This is a genomic window from Colwellia sp. 6_MG-2023 (assembly GCF_030547765.1).
GTDB lineage: Bacteria > Pseudomonadota > Gammaproteobacteria > Enterobacterales > Alteromonadaceae > Colwellia.
In genome coordinates this window covers 1-19,437 of record NZ_JAUOPP010000017.1, presented here as the reverse complement: position 1 = coordinate 19,437, position 19,437 = coordinate 1, and the positions used below count along the sequence as shown (strand labels likewise).

Below are 19,437 nucleotides of genomic sequence, written 5' to 3'. Positions count from 1 at the left end.
CTTAGTTCACTTGTAGATTGTCAACATGCTAACCAAATTACTGTCTTAGTTTTACAGCGTTAGCGAGTAAGGCTAATATATCTTCACTAACTGTTAAATCAATACAAGCATCGGTGATACTTTTACCGTAAACGAGAGGAACATCTGCTTTAACTACCTGATTTCCTGCTTCGATAAAGCTTTCAATCATAACACCAAATACACTGTCGCTGCCTTGGTGGATTTGTTCAGCTAATGAACGAGCCACATCAATTTGCTTGTTATGATCTTTATAGCTATTACCATGGCTACAATCTACCATAATACTTTGATTAAGTTGTGCTTTTGTTAGTTTTTCACAAGTATCTTTTATGTCTTCAGCACTATAGTTAGGTGTTTTACCGCCACGTAATATGACATGGGCAAACGGGTTACCATGAGTACGATAAATACACATTTGTCCACTTTTATCGGGAGAATAAAGTACATGGGGCACGCTTGCTGCTTGAATCGCATCTAATGCTATTTTTACATTGCCATCGGTGCCATTTTTAAAACCAACAGGGCAGGAAAGGGCAGAAGCTAGCTCTCGATGAACTTGGCTTTCAGTCGTTCTCGCACCAATAGCCCCCCAACTTATAAGATCAGAGATATATTGCCCGGTAACCATATCTAAAAATTCAGTCCCTGCAGGTAAGCCCATTTCATTGATATCAACTAGTAACTGGCGAGCAAGATTTAGCCCTTTTGCAACGTTAAATGATTTATCTAAGTCTGGGTCGCTAATGAGTCCTTTCCAACCTACCGTTGTGCGTGGTTTTTCAAAGTAAACACGCATCACAATCAATAATTCATTACTGTATTTATCACGTAATTTTTTTAACCGTTGTGCGTAATCAATAGCGGCTTTAGGATCATGAATCGAGCAAGGCCCAATAATAACTAATAAGCGCTTATCTTCGCCTGTGATTATTGCTTCGACTTCTTGTCGACTTTTCATAATAAAATCGGCGGTGCGCTTACTCAGTGGTATTTGCTCTGCTAATTCGGCTGGTGACACTAAGTTTTCAATTAAACTTGTGCGTAATTCATCTGTTTTTATAGTCATGGGATTAATTATTTTGTTGCATTATACGCAGCAGTTTAAAAAGTGATAAAAATCCTGCGTATAAAGTAGGGTATGTGGCTAAGATAGCTAAATTAAGGGGTAATGTGAACTATTTTAACAATTTAAATAATGGTTAATTACCTTTGTTTGTTAATATATTTGTGCGTTAGTATTTATATCTTTGCAGTCCTGTTTCATTTAGGATTTTAGCGGTAATCTCTTCTACTGAAAATTTAGTGGTATTAATAAAAGGAATCTTCTCTTTTTTATACAATTTTTCTACTTCACGTACTTCCATTTTGCATTGTCTTGCTGAGGCATATTTAGAGTTAGACATTCTACCTTCACGAATATCGACTAAGCGTTGGGCATCTATGGTTAAGCCAAAAAGTTTCTTTTTATATGGTTTTAAGAAGTCCGGTATTCTAAGTTCATCCATGTCATCATCAGTAAAAGGATAATTAGCAGCTTTAATTCCATACTGTAAAGCTAAATAAAGTGAACTTGGTGTTTTACCTGAGCGAGAAACCCCAACTAAAATAACATCAGCTTCTTCATAATTGGTGACATTTGAACCGTCATCGTTGGCCAATGCATAATTTACCGCTTCAATTCTATAATCGTAACTATTTTCTTGAATGCTATGTGTTCTATGCGCTTTAGGCTTAGCTTTCATATTTAATTTTTTTTCTAACGGTTCAACAAAATGCTCTAAAAAGTTAAATATAACACCATCACAACTATCAATTATTTCGCGGATTTCGTTATCTACAAAGGTATGAAATACCAAAGCAGGCTCTTTAGAGCGAGCAGTTGCTTTATTGATTTTCTCTTTTGTCGCGAGTGCTTTTTCCGTTGTTTCAACAAAAGAAATCGTTTGATGCTCAAAAGTTGTGGGAAATAACGAAAGTAAAGCGTGTCCGAAGACCTCTGAAGTGATAGCTGTGCCATCGGAAATATAAAAAGCTGTACGCATTTAAGGTCCTTATAATATAGTTTTGAAAGTAATACTGAAAACTTCTAAGTTTTATATCATTTTTGGTTTTAGTTTCAATAGTTGGCAGTGTAGAATGTTCCCAGTTATAAATATAGTAGTAAACTTTAATTAGCTTTTTTATCTTTTTGTCGATTCAATGGAGAATTGTTGTGCAAGAAAATGTACTTTGGTATGAAAACTTGGGAATGGGTGATGTTGACCGCGTAGGCGGAAAAAATGCATCACTTGGAGAAATGATTTCAAATTTGTCAAACGTAGGAGTGCAAGTTCCTACAGGTTTTGCGACAACATCTTTTGCCTTTAATGAATTCTTAGAACAAAGTGGTATTAATGAGAAAATATACCAACTTCTTGATACCCTTGATGTTGATGATGTTAATGAATTATCAAAATGCGGAGAAACTATTCGCCAATGGATTATTGACACACCTTTCTTACCACAAATGCAACAAGACATTGAGCAGGCTTATAATAAATTAGCTGGTGACTTCACTGACGATGCTTCTTTTGCTGTACGTTCATCAGCAACCGCTGAAGATATGCCAGATGCTTCATTTGCAGGACAACAAGAAACCTTTTTGAATGTTCGTGGTCTTGAGGCCGTTATGATAGCAATTAAGCATGTCTTTGCTTCGCTGTTTAATGACCGAGCTATCTCTTACCGCGTTCACCAAGGTTATGATCATCGTGGTGTTGCGCTATCTGCCGGTATTCAACGCATGGTACGTAGTGATATTTCAGCTTCAGGTGTTATGTTCACTATTGACACCGAATCAGGCTTTGAAGATGTTGTATTTATTACATCGAGTTTTGGTTTGGGCGAAATGGTAGTACAAGGTGCTGTTAATCCAGATGAATTTTATGTGCATAAACCAACATTAGCGAAAGGTAAGCCTGCTGTTATTCGTCGTAACATTGGTAGTAAAGCAATTAAAATGGTTTACACTGCATCTCAAGAGCATAATAAACAAGTTGAAATTGTTGATATTGATGAGAAAGATTCTAATCGTTTTTCATTAACAGACAATGAAGTGCAAAAGCTAGCTAAACAGGCTGTAATTATTGAAAAGCATTATGGTCGTGCAATGGATATTGAATGGGCTAAAGATGGTTTAGACAATAAACTTTATATTGTTCAGGCTCGCCCTGAAACTGTTAAAAGCCGTGAAAACACCAATGTAATGGAACAGTTCCAATTACAAACAAGTACTAATGTTATCTGTGAAGGTCGTTCTATCGGGCATAAAATCGGTAGTGGTGAAGCTAAAGTACTATCTTCAATTGAAGAAATGGATAAAATTTTACCTGGTGATGTACTTGTTACTGACATGACAGATCCAGATTGGGAGCCGATCATGAAGCGAGCTTCTGCCATTGTTACTAACCGTGGCGGTAGAACTTGTCATGCAGCGATAATTGCTCGTGAAATGGGTATTCCAGCGGTAGTAGGTTGTGGTAATGCAACTGATTTAATTAAAACTGGCGATGAGATTACTGTTTCTTGTGCTGAAGGTGATACCGGGTTTATTTATCAAGGTAAACTTGATTATACGGTTACCACGTCTGAAATCGATGCAATGCCAGAATTACCGCTTAAAATAATGATGAACATTGGTAACCCAGACCGAGCATTTGCTTTTGCCAAATTGCCCAATGCAGGTATTGGTTTAGCGCGCTTAGAGTTTATTATCAATAAAATGATTGGTATTCATCCAAAAGCATTATTAAATTTTGATAAGCAGTCTGCTGATTTACAAGAAGAAATTAATGACATTATTGCCGGTTACGAAAGCCCAGTTGAGTTTTACATTGCTAAGCTTACTGAAGGTATTTCAACGTTAGCATCTGCTTTCGCACCGGAAAAAGTTATTGTTCGTATGTCTGACTTTAAATCGAATGAATATGCTAATTTAGTAGGTGGCGAAGAATTCGAACCTGATGAAGAAAACCCAATGATTGGTTATCGTGGTGCTGCACGTTACATTTCAAAAGATTTCCGTGATTGTTTTGCATTAGAGTGTGAAGCAATTAAACGCGTAAGAAACGAAATGGATTTAACCAATGTAGAAGTAATGATTCCGTTTGTTCGAACTCTTGAAGAAGCAGCCGATGTTATTGATATTTTGGCAGAGCACGGTTTAAAACGTGGTGAAAATGGCTTACGTATTATTATGATGTGTGAATTACCGTCAAACGCTTTACTCGCTGACCAATTCCTCGATTATTTTGATGGTTTCTCTATTGGCTCTAACGATTTAACTCAGCTAACACTCGGTCTAGATAGAGATTCAGGGTTAATCGCTCATTTATTTGATGAACGTGATCCTGCAATAAAAATCTTATTATCAATGGCAATTAGTGCATGTAAAAAACGTGGTAAATATGTCGGTATTTGTGGTCAAGGCCCGTCAGATCATGAAGATTTTGCTGCATGGTTAGTTGATCAAGGAATCGATAGTGTTTCATTGAATCCTGACACCGTTTTACCAACATGGTTATATTTAGCCGATAAGTTAGCCAATAAATAAAAGGCAGTAAGCCACTAATGTTATTAGTGGTTTACTTTGTACTTTTATAAATAAGCGGCATTATTGTTAATGAATAAGGCATCACTAGATAACTAGTGGTGCTTTTTTTTGATAAAAATTAACTTGGCAATCCATTGTTACGTAAATTTTTCACATTACGATTAATAATATGTCTTAAGGCAATTCTGTACAGTAGTTTTTTAAAGCCCTTTAGATTACTGCCGTGGATATTATAAAAATCGTCAGGGGTGTCGAATATGCCAAAATCATCGGCAATACCTCCAGATTGAATATAAGTAGACTCAGTTGTTATTTCATTGTCGGGTTGCTGTAAATTCGAAACATTAATACCATAGCCGTTAAAATTTTTACTGTTTGGATAGGCTTGTTGTACCTGAGTTAGTAATGTTTTATCAATAATGAAACCTTCATGGTTTAACCATACACCCTTAATTTTTACCTCTACCCAGCTATGTAAAATACGTTTTGGCGCAAGTAACATTAAGTCATTAGGAATAACGCCTCGTTGCAAAGCATTATAAATGGTAAAACCATGGAATTTACAGGGAATATTTAATGCTCTCAGTAAGGCCATAAATAATGTACTTTTAGTATTACATTGACCATAACCATCATTAAGTACATCACTAGCAGGTATGGCGTCATCTCGGTTGTAACCAAACTGTATTTCATCACGGATAAAATAGTATACCGCTTGCAGTGCTTGTTCTGGTGCTAATGTTCGCCAAGCTTTGTGTTCGATAAGGGCTTGAATAGTTGGGTGCTGATAGTTAAGTAGTTCACTGTTTGCTATATAGTTCGTTGTCATATTAACCTCTAAAATTTAACTTTATATTTCATTAATTTTTAGATAAGCATAACGAAGAGAAGCTGTGAATTATTGAATAAACTAGCTATGTTATTTTATTTAAAGCAACTCAATAATTGTTTGCTGGTCATGCCAAAGGTGCTTTTAATGGTTCGACACAGATGTGCACTATCGCTAAAACCGGTAAGATAAGCTGCTTCCGTTATATTTCCCCCTGTGCTAATTGCCTGAATAGCGCATATTAGTCGACGCCATAATAAATAAGGCCGCCAGGATACACCTAACTCTTTAGTGACAAGGTGTAAAAATTGGCTCTCTGAAATTGCTAACCAATTCGCGACATCTTTTGCCCGCCATTGCTCGGGTTTCAAACAATCTCCGGTTAAACAGCTATCTAGTCGCGCAAGTAATTTTAATAAATGCTTACTTCGGCATTGATAAGGATTATTTTTTAGCGACTCAACTAAAAGTGTGTACTGACCAAGATTTGTCAGTAACGCAGTTATGCTTACCTCTTCGCTGGGGATTAACATAGGCAAAGGGGGTAATGCCTTAGTCAATATTTGCGCTGAAAGTTCACGCATTGTGTTCCCAAGTTTACTCTCAGGCTCTGCAAGTATGATCCAACCTTCAGTCATTGATAACTGATGCGCTTCGTTTGGCGGGATAATTTTTCCGGTTAATAATATCTCACCATTTAATGTGCTAGTTTTACTAGGAATACAGAGTTGCCATAAAGAGTGTTTATGAGGCTTGGTATCAATTGCTGTGCCATGAGCCATGACTAAGCCAGGTGACAAGTAGAAACAATGATGATTATTAAATGCTAAGGTCATGGTGCTATATTACGTAATAAGTTTTGTCATGTTTACTATACGGGATAATTCTAGGTATTAATGTAAACGAGTTAAGGTTACTTCGCAGGGAAATTATTAATAATGGAAAATAATTAATTTTCAACATAAATAGGCAGTTTTGACAATTTTAGACTAAAGTTAGGTTGTTATTAATATTTTACGGCCCTTAATCCATATGGATTCACCTATAGATACTACTCTTTTAAATCATCAGTTTATAGTCAATGATCCGCTTCATTATTTATTTGATGCGGTAAAGGCTATTGCTGTGCAAGGTTACGATGAAGAGAGATGTGTTATTTATTGGAATAAAGGGAGTGAGTTATTATATGGCTATACAAGTGAAGAGGCATTAGGGCAAAAACTAGAAGATTTAATTATTCCACATGACATAAGGAAACCTGTTGTTGATGAAATTACCGTTTGGTTGCAAAAAGGCACTGAAATTCCTGCTTCTGAAATAACGCTACGTCACAAAAATGGTAAGGATGTCCCTGTATTTTCAAGTCATGTGATATTTACTAATAAATACAAGAATAAACAATTGTATTGTATCGATGTAGATTTAGCCGATGTAAAAGCCGCACAGGCACTTGTCATTTATAAAGAGCGCATGCTGAAAGCCGCGTTTGAAACAATTCCCGATTTATTTTTTTTAATGGATGAAGAAGGTGTTATTAATTATTACCATACCAGTAATAAGAAGAATTTATATAAACTACCGAAAGACTTTATTGGTAAACCAATGGGTGATTGTTTACCCACTGATATTGCTGATAAATTCATTAAACACATTAAAAAAGTGGTTAAACAAAATACAGTCGAGTGTTTTGAATACAAATTAACTATGCCTCAGGGCCTTGTTTATTTTGAAGCAAGAATAAGCCATTTACATGAATATAAACAAGTAGTGGTTATTATTCGTGATATTACAGAGCAGCACAAATCGGCAGAAATTATCAAACATCATGCCTATTATGATGCGTTAACCTTATTACCAAATCGTTTTCTTGCATTAGATCGATTATCCCAGTTGTTAAGAGAAGCTGAGAGAAATAATGAAAAAATAGCCATATTTTTCATTGATTTAGATGATTTTAAAAAAGTAAACGATACCTTGGGTCATGAAATAGGTGATAAATTATTGATTGAGTCTGCAAATAGGTTAAATAAGGTTGTACGTAAGGAAGATACGGTTGGCCGGTTAGGTGGTGATGAGTTTATTGTCTTATTGAAAGATGTAAACGATAACCTTAATGTGTTAACCGTTGTCGAAAATCTATTGAAATGTTTTAGAGAGTCTTTTAGTTTAGATGGTCGAGATTTAACTCTGACACTAAGTTTGGGGATTGCATTATACCCTGATAATGGAACAACTTCTTCTGAGTTGCTACGTAATGCTGATATAGCTATGTATCAAGCCAAATCGTTAGGACGAAATACTTACTCATTTTTTACCAAAAAAATGAACAAAAGCATGCTACGTCGGTTAGAAATTGAAGAGCAAATGCATGGTGCATTAGAGCGAAATGAGTTTGAAGTACATTACCAACCCAAAATTGATATAAAACATAATAGTTTAGTTGGTGCAGAAGCATTATTGCGATGGCATAACCCATCTCTAGGTAATATTACCCCAGATGAATTTATTCCTATTGCTGAACATACAGGGCTAATTGTACCAATTGGCAGTTTTGTGATTAAACAGGCGTTAAACTTTCTTCATCGGTGGCAGAATATTCAACAAAATCCATATACCATGGCAATCAACATCTCACCACGTCAATTTCGAGATACAGAGTTACTTACTTTTGTTGAAAATACGCTTACCACTGAGAATGTTAGTGCTAAAAGCATTGAGTTTGAAATTACAGAAGGCGTATTAATGAATGGGCAATCTTATATTCAGGAAGCATTAATTGGATTAAATAAATTGGGCATAAAGCTTTCTATGGATGATTTTGGCACTGGATATTCGTCATTAAGTTACTTACGACGTTATCCTTTTGATGTTTTAAAAATAGATAGAAGTTTTGTTAAGGGTATTACCATCGACAAAGCCGATCTGGATCTGGTAAAAGCAATAATATCTATGGCGCACAGCTTAGGTATATTAGTTGTAGCTGAGGGCGTAGAAACGAAAGAGCAAGTCATTATACTGCATGAATTAAATTGTGATTATTTACAAGGGTATTATTATAACAAGCCAATGACTGAGCCAAATTTAATTGCGTACTCAAAAAAACTATTATGCTTTTAATGAAATTACTTTAGCTAAGTTAATTATTAGCAATATCTAACTAAACATTTTTGTAAATAATATGTTCAAATAAACCGTATCAAGGATTAATCTAAAGCTAATTTATGTAATAAGTCTTAAGTTGAAATTACGGCGAAGCTGGCTTGGCTTAAGGTTTTTAAATCCTTTGGTGCAAGTGCTATTTCTAAACCTCGTTTACCACCACTAACATACATTAACTCAAGCGTTTCAGCACTGATATCGATGACTGTAGGTAAACGTTTTTTTTGGCCTAACGGACTTACACCACCTAGTACATAGCCAGTTGTCGCTTCTACTCGTTTAGCGTCAGCCATTTTTACTTTTTTTACTTTTAATACTTTAGCAATTGCCTTTAAATTTAACTTTAAATTTACGGGGACTATTGCAACAGCAAGTTGATCGGTATCACAACAAACAACCAAGGTTTTAAATACTTGTTGCGCATTAAGGGATAATTTTTCTACGGCTTCCAGACCAAAGGAAGTGGCATTAACGTCATGATCATATTGCAGTACGTCAAAGGGGATTTTTTTTTGCTTTAGTTGTTGAGTTGCTGGTGTCATTTTTTCTCAATCTATAGGGTCTGTTGACCTTTCATGTTTAAATTTTGTTCGAATTAAATGCTTTTTGATCGCGGCGCAAGGAATGTAGCATAGTTGTTCTATGTAAATTCCTTGCAACAATGAGCAAGAAGCATTTAAACGAATCCGTAGGACAGCGTTTATTAGCCATTTCTACTTCGTTATCGCTTATTAGAGTAGAACAGCTACACAACAGAAGCTCTGCCTTGTATAAAAGGCTAATAAACTGCTGCAAAAATAATCAGCAAAGATCAACAGACCCTAATTTTATTGTTAATCATTAATGGTTTATTGTCGCCTTTCAGGTAGAATTATCAACTATTATTTTCCTCATCATTAATTTTCCTTTTTATGCGCATTATTCACACATCTGATTGGCATTTAGGTCAATTTTTTTATGGTAAAAGCAGGGCTAATGAACACCAACAGTTTTTAGATTGGCTATTAACTCAAGTTGAAGACAGGGCTGTTGATGCTATTATTGTTGCCGGTGACATTTTCGATACCGCAACACCGCCTAGTTATGCAAGGCAAATGTATTTTAACTTTATAAGTAAGCTACAGCGATTTAATTGCCAACTTGTTGTATTAGCGGGTAATCATGACTCTGTCAGCATGTTAGCAGAATCAAAAGAGCTATTAAGCGCATTATCAACAAATGTTATCGCTAACGTCACAGATACTTCAATTTCTGCTAATTTAGCTGATCAAGTTTTTGCCATAAAAAATAAACAAGGCATCGCACAAGCCGTTATTTGTGCTATCCCATTTATCAGACCACGTGATGTAATAAAGAGTCAAGCAGGGCAGTCAGCCACAGATAAATCTAAGCAGTTGCAACAAGCTATTGTTGAACACTATCAGCGTTTATTTGAACAAGCTCAGCTGCTCGTTGCTCAACATGAAAAAAGCGCTAACGGCATTAAGTTACCTATTATTGCGACCGGACATTTAACCGCACTAGGTGTAACCACCTCAGACTCAGTACGAGATATTTATATTGGCACATTAGAAGCTTTTCCCAGTAATGCATTTCCTGCTGCCGATTATATTGCGTTAGGGCATATTCATCGCGCTCAAAAAGTAGGTAAAACAGAGCATATTCGCTATTGTGGATCGCCAATAGCGCTTAGTTTTGATGAAGCTAAACAAAAGAAACGTGTATTACTTGTGGATTTTGATGAAAATAATCTATCGACGGTAACTGATTTAATTATTCCAACGTTTCAACCGCTAGCGATGTTAAAAACGACACTCGACACCCTCAATCAAGATCTTGAAACACTTGTATCAACATTAATTAGTGACGACAACGACCGCAAACTTTGGCTAGATATTGAATTAGCAAATACCGGGCTGTTAAGTGATTTACAGCCTAAAATTACCACGTTAGTCAAAGACTTTCCTGTGGAAGTGTTACTTGTTAGAAGGCAGAAGCAAGTAAGGCAACGTATATTGTTAGAAAAACAACAAGATCACAGTACATTAAATGAATTAACGTTAGACGAGGTTTTTGACTCGCGTTTACAGCAAGAAGCTTGGCTCGATGATGACACTATTGACACAGAGTCAACTGATACAGAGTTAACTAACGTAAAATTAACACGTAAAGAGCAGTTACAAACCTTGTTTAAGCAAACCGTTGCGCAAGTATTAAGTGAAGGTGAATCATGAAAATATTGCGATTACGATTTGAGAACATTAATGCGCTTAAGAATGCTTGGCAATTAGATTTTACACAAGAGCCATTTGACTCTAATGGACTTTTTGCTATTACCGGTGCTACTGGTGCAGGTAAAACAACTATTCTCGATGCTATATGTTTAGCTTTATATCATGAAACCCCACGTATTAAAGTGTCAGCGGGTCAAAATCAATTAATGACACGTTTTACCGCTAATTGTATGGCTGAAGTAGAGTTCGGAGTAAAAGGTCAGGGATACCGTGCTTTTTGGAGTCAAAAACGTGCAAGGAATAAAGCGGATGGAAACTTATTAGCGCCTGTTGCTCAGTTGTCTTTAATTGATGGGACAATTATTGCTGAAAAATTAAAAGATGTTAAAGATAATATCGCCAAGATCACTGGTTTAGATTTTTCAAGATTTAGAAAGTCGATGATGTTATCACAAGGGGAGTTTGCTGCCTTTTTAAACGCCGCGCCTAATGATAGAGCGCAATTGTTAGAGCAACTAACCGGCACACAAATTTATGGAGATATTTCAAAACAAGTTTTTACTAATCATAAAGCGGCTGAAAAATCATTACAATTAATGCAGGCTACATCTCAAGGAGTCACATTATTATCAACGCAGGAATTAAGTGATTTACAAGCACAAGAGCTTGAAATAGAAAAACAAAGCAATGAAATTATAGATGAACAGTCAGTTTATTCGTCATTAAAAAATGTAGTATTAATAAATCAAGCACATCAAAAAAAGTCCATTCAGATAAATGATTTAACAATACAAATCAAAAGTGTACAAGAACAAGTCGGTTTAGGAAGAGCTGCTCTTGATGAGTGTTTGCAAGCACAAGAAAAAGAGGAAGTTAATCATAAGCTTATTGAAAGTAAACTGATTGAAAAAATATTGCCGTTAGACAATGAAATAGCCAATATAAACACGCAATTATCACAAGTTTTAGAGCAAGAAAGCAAACAAACGCAAGAGTTAAGTCAGTTAACATTAAACCAACAACAAACCCAAAGTAACAAAAAGCAATTACGTGCAGCTATTGATGAATTACAAAGCTATACCAGTGAACATCAACCCCTTCTTCAAGTAAAAGAAAAACTGCCTTTATGGTCAAATCAAGTTAGTCAGCTGACTCAAATACAAGTTCATATTGATAATAAAACACAAGACTTAATCGCAATACAAAATAAGCATCAACAACTTGTTAACGAACAGAATAAACAACAAACGTTATTAAGTGATAGCACATTAAAAAATAGGCAATTACAGAGCCAACAAGTAGATCTTGATAAGAATAAACAACAATTAGTGACTCAAAACATAGCTGTATTAGATACGGCTGAATTAGCAGGAGAGTCACTAACTTCTGATAGTTTAAATGCTAAAATCAACCAGTGGCAACAGCAACAAAACTCTTATAGCCAAGCTTTTCAGTTGGCTAACCGTTATCAGATGCTTTTTCAGGAAAAAGCACAACTTAGCAATCAAAAGCAATTAGCAATGCCCAAATTGGCTGAGTTGAAATCACAATTAATTGATTTACGGAAACAATTTACTCAGTTAAAACAGCAAAAAACTGATGTTGAAACCTTAATTGCTCAACAACAAACCATTATGGCATTAAGCGAACATCGGGATAAATTACAGCCTGAACAGCCTTGTCCATTGTGTGGCTCTAATGAACATCCGGCAATAACTGAATATCAAGCGATTAGTGTTGATACGCAACAAATGCGTTTACAGTCTATTAATGGTGAACTCAACCAGTTAGAAGAGCAAGGCAAATCACTAGCGCAGCAAGAAACTCAGCTTAATGTTGAGCTGAAAACCAAGGACGATCGTGGTCAAATGATTAAAGCAGAAGAAGCTGAGTTACTCGCTGCTTTTACTCGTTTGAATTTACCTCCTTTATTGTTAACTAATAATCAGCTTGAGTTATCAGATATCACATTAATTGAACAAGCATTAACAAAAATAAATAATGAACTGGAGCTTTTGCAACAATTTCAACGAAACTTTAATCATTACGTACAACAACAAATCAATATTGAGCAGCAACAATCTCAAGTCAGTCAAATATTGTTACAAGGACAACATCAAGCAGCACTTATTGCAGAAAAAATTAACCATAATAACCATGACAACAACGAACAAAATAAAGCGATAGAACAATTACAATCTGATCAAAGCTTTATGTACAAAAATTTATTTGCTGATATTCAATCAATGCAATTGCATCAATTTTCATCACATTTACATGATCGCTTAAATAAAGAGAGCAATGAAGGTTTGAGTGACAATACAGCCGAGCAATTAAATGATGTTATAGATGCAAATTCAAATGAAAATACTAATCTACATCTTTGCCTTAATTCGGGGATTTGGTTAGAAGAGCTAAAACAACAAGTCATGTTATTTGAACAAAAAATTGCAGAGCAAGAGACGCTTTCTAAGCAGTTATCTTCAGTTGAACAAGCAGATATATTAATCTCTGAACAAGTGCACCAAGCGGAAAGCCGTTTAATTCGTTTCAAACAACAGTCAACAGAATTTAAACAGCAATTAATGAGCAAAAAAGAGTTACGCGTAACTGAATTTTTTGCGTTGGGCTATATTGATGAGCAATCACAATCGTCTGAATTTATTAGAAATAAAATATCAGAAGAAGAAAAAATAACAAAAAATAGATTAATAACACTAAATAAAGAACAACAAGCCATTGAAGCTCGTTTACAACAGCTTTTAGGTCAAAAAGAAAGCGTAAATCAGCAATTATTAGAGCATGGCAACGCTAAAGTCGAGGCAGAAAAATTACTGGTTGCTAGCACGAAAAACAGTCAGATGAATGTAGATAAATTATTACTGTTATCCTTATCAGAAATTGAAGTTGAACTGGTAAACCTTAATGAAAAATTAAAACAACAGCAGTTGCATTTAGGGCAAATTCAACAAGCCATTAATCACGATAAAGAAAATAAAATTAAGCAACAACGTTTACTGGCTCAAATTGAAACTGAGCAAATTGCAGTAGATGAACTCGGCTATTTAAATGGTTTAATTGGCTCTGCTGATGGCGCTAAATTTAGAAAGTTTGCTCAGGGTCTTACGCTCAATCATCTGGTTTACTTAGCAAATGAACAATTGAATAAACTTGACGGTCGGTACCAGTTACAGTGTCAGCAAAGTGACACCTTAAGTTTAGAAGTATTGGATACCTGGCAAGGTGATAGTCTTCGTGACACTAAAACGCTATCGGGTGGTGAAAGCTTTTTAGTTAGTTTAGCGTTAGCGTTAGCCTTGTCAGATTTGGTTAGTAATAAAACCAGTATTGATTCTTTATTCTTAGATGAAGGTTTTGGCACATTAGATAATGATACGTTAGAAATAGCGTTGGTTGCGTTAGATAACCTTAATGCAAGCGGTAAAATGATTGGCATTATTAGTCATGTTGAAGCATTGAAAGATAGAATTGATGTACAAATTAAGGTTGAAAAACAAAGTGGTTTAGGTATTAGTTCACTTGATAAACGTTTTTCATTTACACCTGACATAACGGGTTAACAACCTGGCTTGAATTAACAAAATTAATATATGTTAAAGCCAGTTAAAGCTAGCGTTGCTTAGTAAATTGTCTCTATTATATATACCTTAAAGGAACATCAGTCTTGTCTATTTCAGATTTGTTTACATCAGAATACACTTGGATTTATTTCACGTTACTTGCTGCTACTATGCAAGCAATCCGAACTGCTGGTCAAAAACAATTATCCGGTAAACTAAACTCTATGGCTACCACGGCAGTGCGTTATGTTTACGCGCTACCATTTGCTTGGGCATATGTCTGGTGGATGTTAGATTTTAGAGAGGTTTCAGTACCAACGCTCAATAATGATTTTCTATTTTATGCTTTAATTGCCTGTGTAAGCCAGATCATTGGTACTGCTTGTTTAGTTGCTGCTTTTCGATACAAAAACTTTGCTGTTGCAACAAGTCTTGCCAAAACGGAAGCGATACAAGTGGCTATGGTTGGCGCATTATTATTTGCTGCGCCATTAAGTCTCATGGGGTGGTTTAGTGTTATTGTTGGTGTTATTGGGGTTTTATTTGTCTCGAAGGTTAAATTTAGACCACGTGATTTCTTAACGGGCTCTGATGCTAAAATGGGCTTGTTTTATGGACTTGCGGCAGGGTTAGGATTAGCCATTACAACATTACTAATTCGAGAGTCTAGTTTAGCTCTTAATATTGATTTATTGGTGAGTGCAGCAATTACCTTGGTATTTATGATCACGGTTCAATCAATTATTTCTGTTATTTATGTTTATTTACAAGATAAAACACAGCTAAAGTTAATGTTAGCTCATTGGCGTTTATGCTTATTTGTCGGTATAACAAGTGTACTTGGTTCTATTGGTTGGTTTACCGGGGCAAGTCTGCAAAATGCAGCTTATGTCAAAGCATTAGGTCAAGTAGAGTTTTTTATCACACTGGCATTAACTTACCGTTTATTTAAAGAGAAAATCACTACAATTGAATATATAGGGATGTTGTTGATCATTGTTAGTGTTGTTATTTTACTGCTATGGGCTTAAATTGAGATAAAATACTGACTCTTAATTTATAGTGTTTAATGCTAAAATAAGTGCCAATACTTCGTATGAACGTTTAATTAACATTTATCCTGTACTTATCTAGTATAATACGAAGCCGAAATAGCACCAAATTCATTAAAAAATTAATTTATAAACCGTTAAAGAGAATTACATGAAAATTACAGATAAAACCGTTGTTCAGTTCCATTATGTTCTAAAAAATGAAGCAGGAGAAGAAATAGAATCTTCTCATGGTAGTGATCCTCTTGCCTACCTACACGGAGCAAATAATACTTTAGCGGGCTTAGAAAAAGCGTTAACTGACAAAGAAGCTGGCGATAAATTCAGCGTAACTTTACAACCTGAAGAAGCTTATGGCGAACGTCAAGAAGACTTGATTCAACGTGTACCAGTAAAACATTTACAAGGTTTACCGAGCAAAAATGCTAAATGGAAAGCAGGCATGATTGCAGTTGTTCATACTGAGCAAGGTCAACGTCAAGTGACGGTATTAAAAGCAGGGAAGTTTATGATCACTGTAGACATTAACCCACCATTAGCTGGAAAGGTCATAACATTTGATATAGACGTTGTTGATGTTCGCGCGGCAACCGATGAAGAAGTACAACATGGCCATGCACACGGTGTAGGTGGTCATCACCATTAGAACACACCTGCCAACTTTGTCTTCTTGACGAAAACTATATAGCTGCTAAGGTATTGGTAGCTATATTTTTATGCTTTTATAATTTTTTTAGTTTAACTATTTTTCAGTTTAATTATTTAAGCAACCAACTTAGAGTAATACCAGTCATGACTACAACTACCACCACAGCACAAACTACTCGCGTTCTTAACACCTTAAAACACACCTTACTTTCACTATCGCTTATTTCTTCTTTTAATTTATTAGCACAAACTCAAGTCATCCATGCGGGTACTTTATTACCCGTTGCCGGTAAAGGTACGTTATCTAAACAAACCCTGGTGATTACCGATGGCAAAATTACTGAGATTAAAAAAGGCTTCGTTAACCCCAATGATATCAATAAAGACGCTCAGTTAATTGATTTATCATCAAGTTTTGTTATGGCGGGTTTAATGGATATGCACGTGCATTTACAAGGAGAATTAGGACCTAAAAATGACAGTCAATCTCTACGTATGTCTGATTCCGATGCCTTAATGCAAAGTATTTCTAATGCTAAAAAAACCTTAATGGCAGGCTTTACTACGGTTAGAGATTTAGGCGCAAGTGCAGAGCAAATTTTTGCACTACGTGATGGAATTGCTAAAGGTTGGGTTGATGGTCCTAGAATCGTTGCCTCAGGATCATCTGTTTCAGTCACCGGTGGACATGGTGACGTCGACGGATTAAGTCCTGATATTCTCGCTATGCGAACCAGTAAAACTATTTGTGACGGGCCTTTCGACTGTCGAAGAGCAACACGTCACGCTATTAAATATGGCGCAGATGTGATTAAAATCACCTCAACGGGAGGGGTCTTGTCAGATACCAATACAGGTACTGGCCAACAAATGTCAGATGATGAATTAAAAGAAGTGGTTAACGCAGCACATGCACTTGGCAGAAAAGTAGCCAGTCATGCACATGCAGCAGAAGGTATAAACGCCGCACTTCGCGCCGGTGTCGACAGTATTGAACATGGTAGCTATGCAAATAAAGAAACCGTCAAGCTTTTTAAGAAATCTGGCGCTTATTTAGTACCAACCTTATTAGCGGGTAATACGGTTGTTGAAATGGCTAAACACAGTAACTTTATGTCTGAAGCAATTAAGTTAAAAGCGATTCGCGTTGGCTCTGATATGACAGAGACCTTTAAAAAAGCATATAAAGCGGGTGTTAAAATCGCGTATGGAACAGACAGCGGTGTTTCTCATCATGGCGATAACGGTAAAGAAGGCGTGCTAATGGCACAAGCGGGGATGAAAAACAGTGACGTATTAAAATCCGCTACCGTTAATGCCGCCGAATTAATTGGTATGTCTGCAAGTTTAGGGACATTAGCGCCAGGAAAAATAGCCGATATCATTGCGTTTGATGATAATCCGCTAAAAGATATTAAAGCATTGTTAGATGTCGATTTTGTAATGAAAGGTGGAAAAGTCATTAAAAACTAATTTTTAATGAAGGTTGTTATTTTTAGTCTTTTAAATTAGCTGCTACTTTGCTACATAGTTGCGTCATTCCGTAAGTCGCTTTATACGGAATATCTATCGTTTTTCTCATCATGCTATGACTTGTGCCTTAAAGTCACGCTGAAATAAAAAGTTAAGCGGTTGCAAAGTTTTATACGTATTTTTCAATACTGATAATAGCCTGACTGTAATCACTTAGTGCATACTCAGCGCAGTTATCCTCGTCACGCCAGTCAACACCAATCACCATTGGATCGTTAGATAAATCTTCTACCCAAAATTCTAACCAATCAGCAACTGTAATGGGTGCAACTACATAATCAGCCCATTCATCAGCAATATGTACGCTTGCTAATTCAGTTGTTGACCATAAAGGCATTACGTCATGCTCTTCAAAATTTACAGAATCAAGAATAACCCACTCTTGTGATTTAGGTTCTTGTAATCCGTAAAATGTTTGAGTGGTTTCAACGTGTTTAATAAATTGGTTTAGCGGCTCTGATAATGACATAGTTTAAGTATCTTTAAATCAAAAAAGGGATGTTAACATAGGCTGTGTTAAACCCTTAACTAATTTTCAAATACAAAGAAGCCAGCTATATTAGCTGGCTTTGATTTAACAACTGCTTTTAATTCAAGCTTTTTGATTTAAGTGATTAACCAGTAATTAATCAGTAATTAATCAGTAATTAATCAGGACATTCGTTTATAAAGTATCTCAAAATAAAAAATAACACAGATTAAATAGAACTTTGAGCGACTGTCTTCGTTAAAATTTGTTGTAAATTTTATCGACAGTTGAATAGATGTGAACTTCAGCAATGCGACTTAATTAGGCCACCCATAATAACGTGTTATTAGATCACTGGCTTTCAAGTGGATCCTAATCGTATTTAGGTGTTGGAAAACGAGCACGCCGTACAATGAATCGAAATTCTTAGAAGCCCTAAAACTAAGAGGCTCACCGCTTTTAAAGTTTGCAATAAATTGCTGATTTTACTAGCGGTCCACCTCAGGGCGTGTTGTTATATTTATTGTGCCGTTACACTAACTTTAGTTGGTGAAGACTTAGCTAAATCTAAGACACCGTAGTAATTTAATCCGTCAATTTTTTTGCCAATAATGAAATAGTTTATTTCATTAGTCATTGTAGGATCACCAATTACGTCATTAACACTTTTTACATCTGAAAATTGAATAGCCATTAGAGCCATCATAAATTCTATTTGTTGCGTAGGCTTTAAACGTTTTGAGACTTTAGAAATGCCATATTGGGTTGATTCAATTGTTGAACCGTCAAATACAAAATCCTTTTTTGTGCTAGCGCAAGCGCTAAGAATCAAAATTATGACAACTATCAGTAAATTTTTCATCGAATATCCTTATAAATATAACGAGATTGTAGAATTACTCGTTTTGACTGAATTAGTTATTCTACAGCCTCAACGCCCATTTAAGGGGTTGGTAATAGTTTGCTAAAATGTGTAGCGAAGCGAAACTGAGCAAACTGTTAGCAGTCCCGCTTGAAGTTCTTATTATATTGCACTTTATTCAGGGTTAACAACATTGGCATAAACTTTATTTTGAATTGGTCGTTTAACTAAGTAAATAGCTCCGTTATTCTTCATTTCTTTAATTTTACTAAAGGAAATATAATCCGGTATTAAGGTAAAGTAATCACTGTTATGTAGTTCACCATACTCGATGCTATTTACTACAGCATATTGCAAAGTTTTATTAGGCCACCCAAAGTTTTATTAGGCCACCCATAATAACGTGGATGAAATTCAATCCATAAACTAAGCTTAATTTACCTTGATTAAGTTTGGTG

14 protein-coding genes and 1 pseudogene are annotated in these 19,437 nt (G+C 35.7%); 8 read left to right on the top strand and 7 right to left on the bottom strand.

Annotated features, from left to right (window positions below; translation table 11 throughout):
- Positions 1–37: 37 nt before the first annotated feature.
- Together Q4503_RS11740 and Q4503_RS11735 are read right to left on the bottom strand one after the other, a co-directional pair.
- On the bottom strand, positions 38–1,087 hold the full coding sequence (locus Q4503_RS11740; RefSeq protein WP_303602378.1) for a 3-deoxy-7-phosphoheptulonate synthase: 1,050 nt from the start codon (positions 1,085–1,087) through the stop codon (positions 38–40).
- Between the two features lie 166 nt (positions 1,088–1,253).
- Complete coding sequence (locus Q4503_RS11735) at positions 1,254–2,063, bottom strand: pyruvate, water dikinase regulatory protein (protein ID WP_215972824.1); 810 nt, start codon at positions 2,061–2,063, stop codon at positions 1,254–1,256.
- 170 nt (positions 2,064–2,233) lie between these two features.
- Here Q4503_RS11735 and ppsA point away from each other — a divergent pair, with 170 nt between their 5' ends.
- The gene (gene ppsA / locus Q4503_RS11730; protein WP_303602377.1) at positions 2,234–4,612 is read left to right on the top strand and encodes a phosphoenolpyruvate synthase; all 2,379 of its coding nucleotides are present in this window, start codon (positions 2,234–2,236) and stop codon (positions 4,610–4,612) included.
- A 118-nt stretch (positions 4,613–4,730) separates the two neighbouring features.
- Here the strand turns inward: ppsA and Q4503_RS11725 are convergent, their stop codons facing one another.
- Complete coding sequence (locus Q4503_RS11725) at positions 4,731–5,441, bottom strand: transglutaminase family protein (protein ID WP_303602376.1); 711 nt, start codon at positions 5,439–5,441, stop codon at positions 4,731–4,733.
- Positions 5,442–5,536: 95 nt separating this feature from the next.
- On the bottom strand, positions 5,537–6,277 hold the full coding sequence (locus tag Q4503_RS11720) for a helix-turn-helix transcriptional regulator (RefSeq protein WP_303602375.1): 741 nt from the start codon (positions 6,275–6,277) through the stop codon (positions 5,537–5,539).
- A gap of 196 nt (positions 6,278–6,473) precedes the next feature.
- Here Q4503_RS11720 and Q4503_RS11715 point away from each other — a divergent pair, with 196 nt between their 5' ends.
- Positions 6,474–8,558, top strand: a complete 2,085-nt coding sequence (locus tag Q4503_RS11715) for an EAL domain-containing protein (protein ID WP_303602374.1) — start codon at positions 6,474–6,476, stop codon at positions 8,556–8,558.
- A gap of 116 nt (positions 8,559–8,674) precedes the next feature.
- Here the strand turns inward: Q4503_RS11715 and ybaK are convergent, their stop codons facing one another.
- Complete coding sequence (gene ybaK, locus Q4503_RS11710) at positions 8,675–9,142, bottom strand: Cys-tRNA(Pro) deacylase (protein ID WP_303602373.1); 468 nt, start codon at positions 9,140–9,142, stop codon at positions 8,675–8,677.
- A gap of 369 nt (positions 9,143–9,511) precedes the next feature.
- On the opposite strand from ybaK, the gene sbcD reads away from it, so the two are divergent.
- The 5 genes from sbcD (at position 9,512) to Q4503_RS11680 (ending at position 17,588) form a co-directional block, all read left to right on the top strand.
- Positions 9,512–10,834, top strand: coding sequence for an exonuclease subunit SbcD (gene sbcD, locus Q4503_RS11700; protein WP_303602371.1), 1,323 nt, complete (start codon positions 9,512–9,514; stop codon positions 10,832–10,834).
- A complete protein-coding gene (locus tag Q4503_RS11695; protein WP_303602370.1) occupies positions 10,831–14,415 on the top strand; it encodes an AAA family ATPase in 3,585 nt (1,194 codons plus the stop codon). Before sbcD ends, Q4503_RS11695 begins: the two co-directional genes overlap by 4 nt.
- A 104-nt stretch (positions 14,416–14,519) precedes the next feature.
- A complete protein-coding gene (locus tag Q4503_RS11690) occupies positions 14,520–15,446 on the top strand; it encodes a DMT family transporter (protein WP_303602369.1) in 927 nt (308 codons plus the stop codon).
- A 172-nt stretch (positions 15,447–15,618) separates the two neighbouring features.
- Complete coding sequence (locus Q4503_RS11685; protein WP_215972832.1) at positions 15,619–16,113, top strand: peptidylprolyl isomerase; 495 nt, start codon at positions 15,619–15,621, stop codon at positions 16,111–16,113.
- Between the two features lie 146 nt (positions 16,114–16,259).
- A complete protein-coding gene (locus tag Q4503_RS11680) occupies positions 16,260–17,588 on the top strand; it encodes an amidohydrolase family protein (protein ID WP_303602368.1) in 1,329 nt (442 codons plus the stop codon).
- 169 nt (positions 17,589–17,757) lie between these two features.
- Here Q4503_RS11680 and Q4503_RS11675 read toward each other — a convergent pair whose 3' ends face one another.
- The gene (locus Q4503_RS11675; protein ID WP_303602367.1) at positions 17,758–18,117 is read right to left on the bottom strand and encodes a DUF2750 domain-containing protein; all 360 of its coding nucleotides are present in this window, start codon (positions 18,115–18,117) and stop codon (positions 17,758–17,760) included.
- 345 nt (positions 18,118–18,462) lie between these two features.
- On the opposite strand from Q4503_RS11675, the pseudogene Q4503_RS11670 reads away from it, so the two are divergent.
- Positions 18,463–18,600: pseudogene (locus tag Q4503_RS11670) on the top strand (IS110 family transposase); the annotation flags it as partial.
- 37 nt (positions 18,601–18,637) lie between these two features.
- Here Q4503_RS11670 and Q4503_RS11665 read toward each other — a convergent pair.
- Positions 18,638–18,979, bottom strand: a complete 342-nt coding sequence (locus Q4503_RS11665; RefSeq protein WP_215972835.1) for a DUF6694 family lipoprotein — start codon at positions 18,977–18,979, stop codon at positions 18,638–18,640.
- Positions 18,980–19,437: the final 458 nt, after the last annotated feature.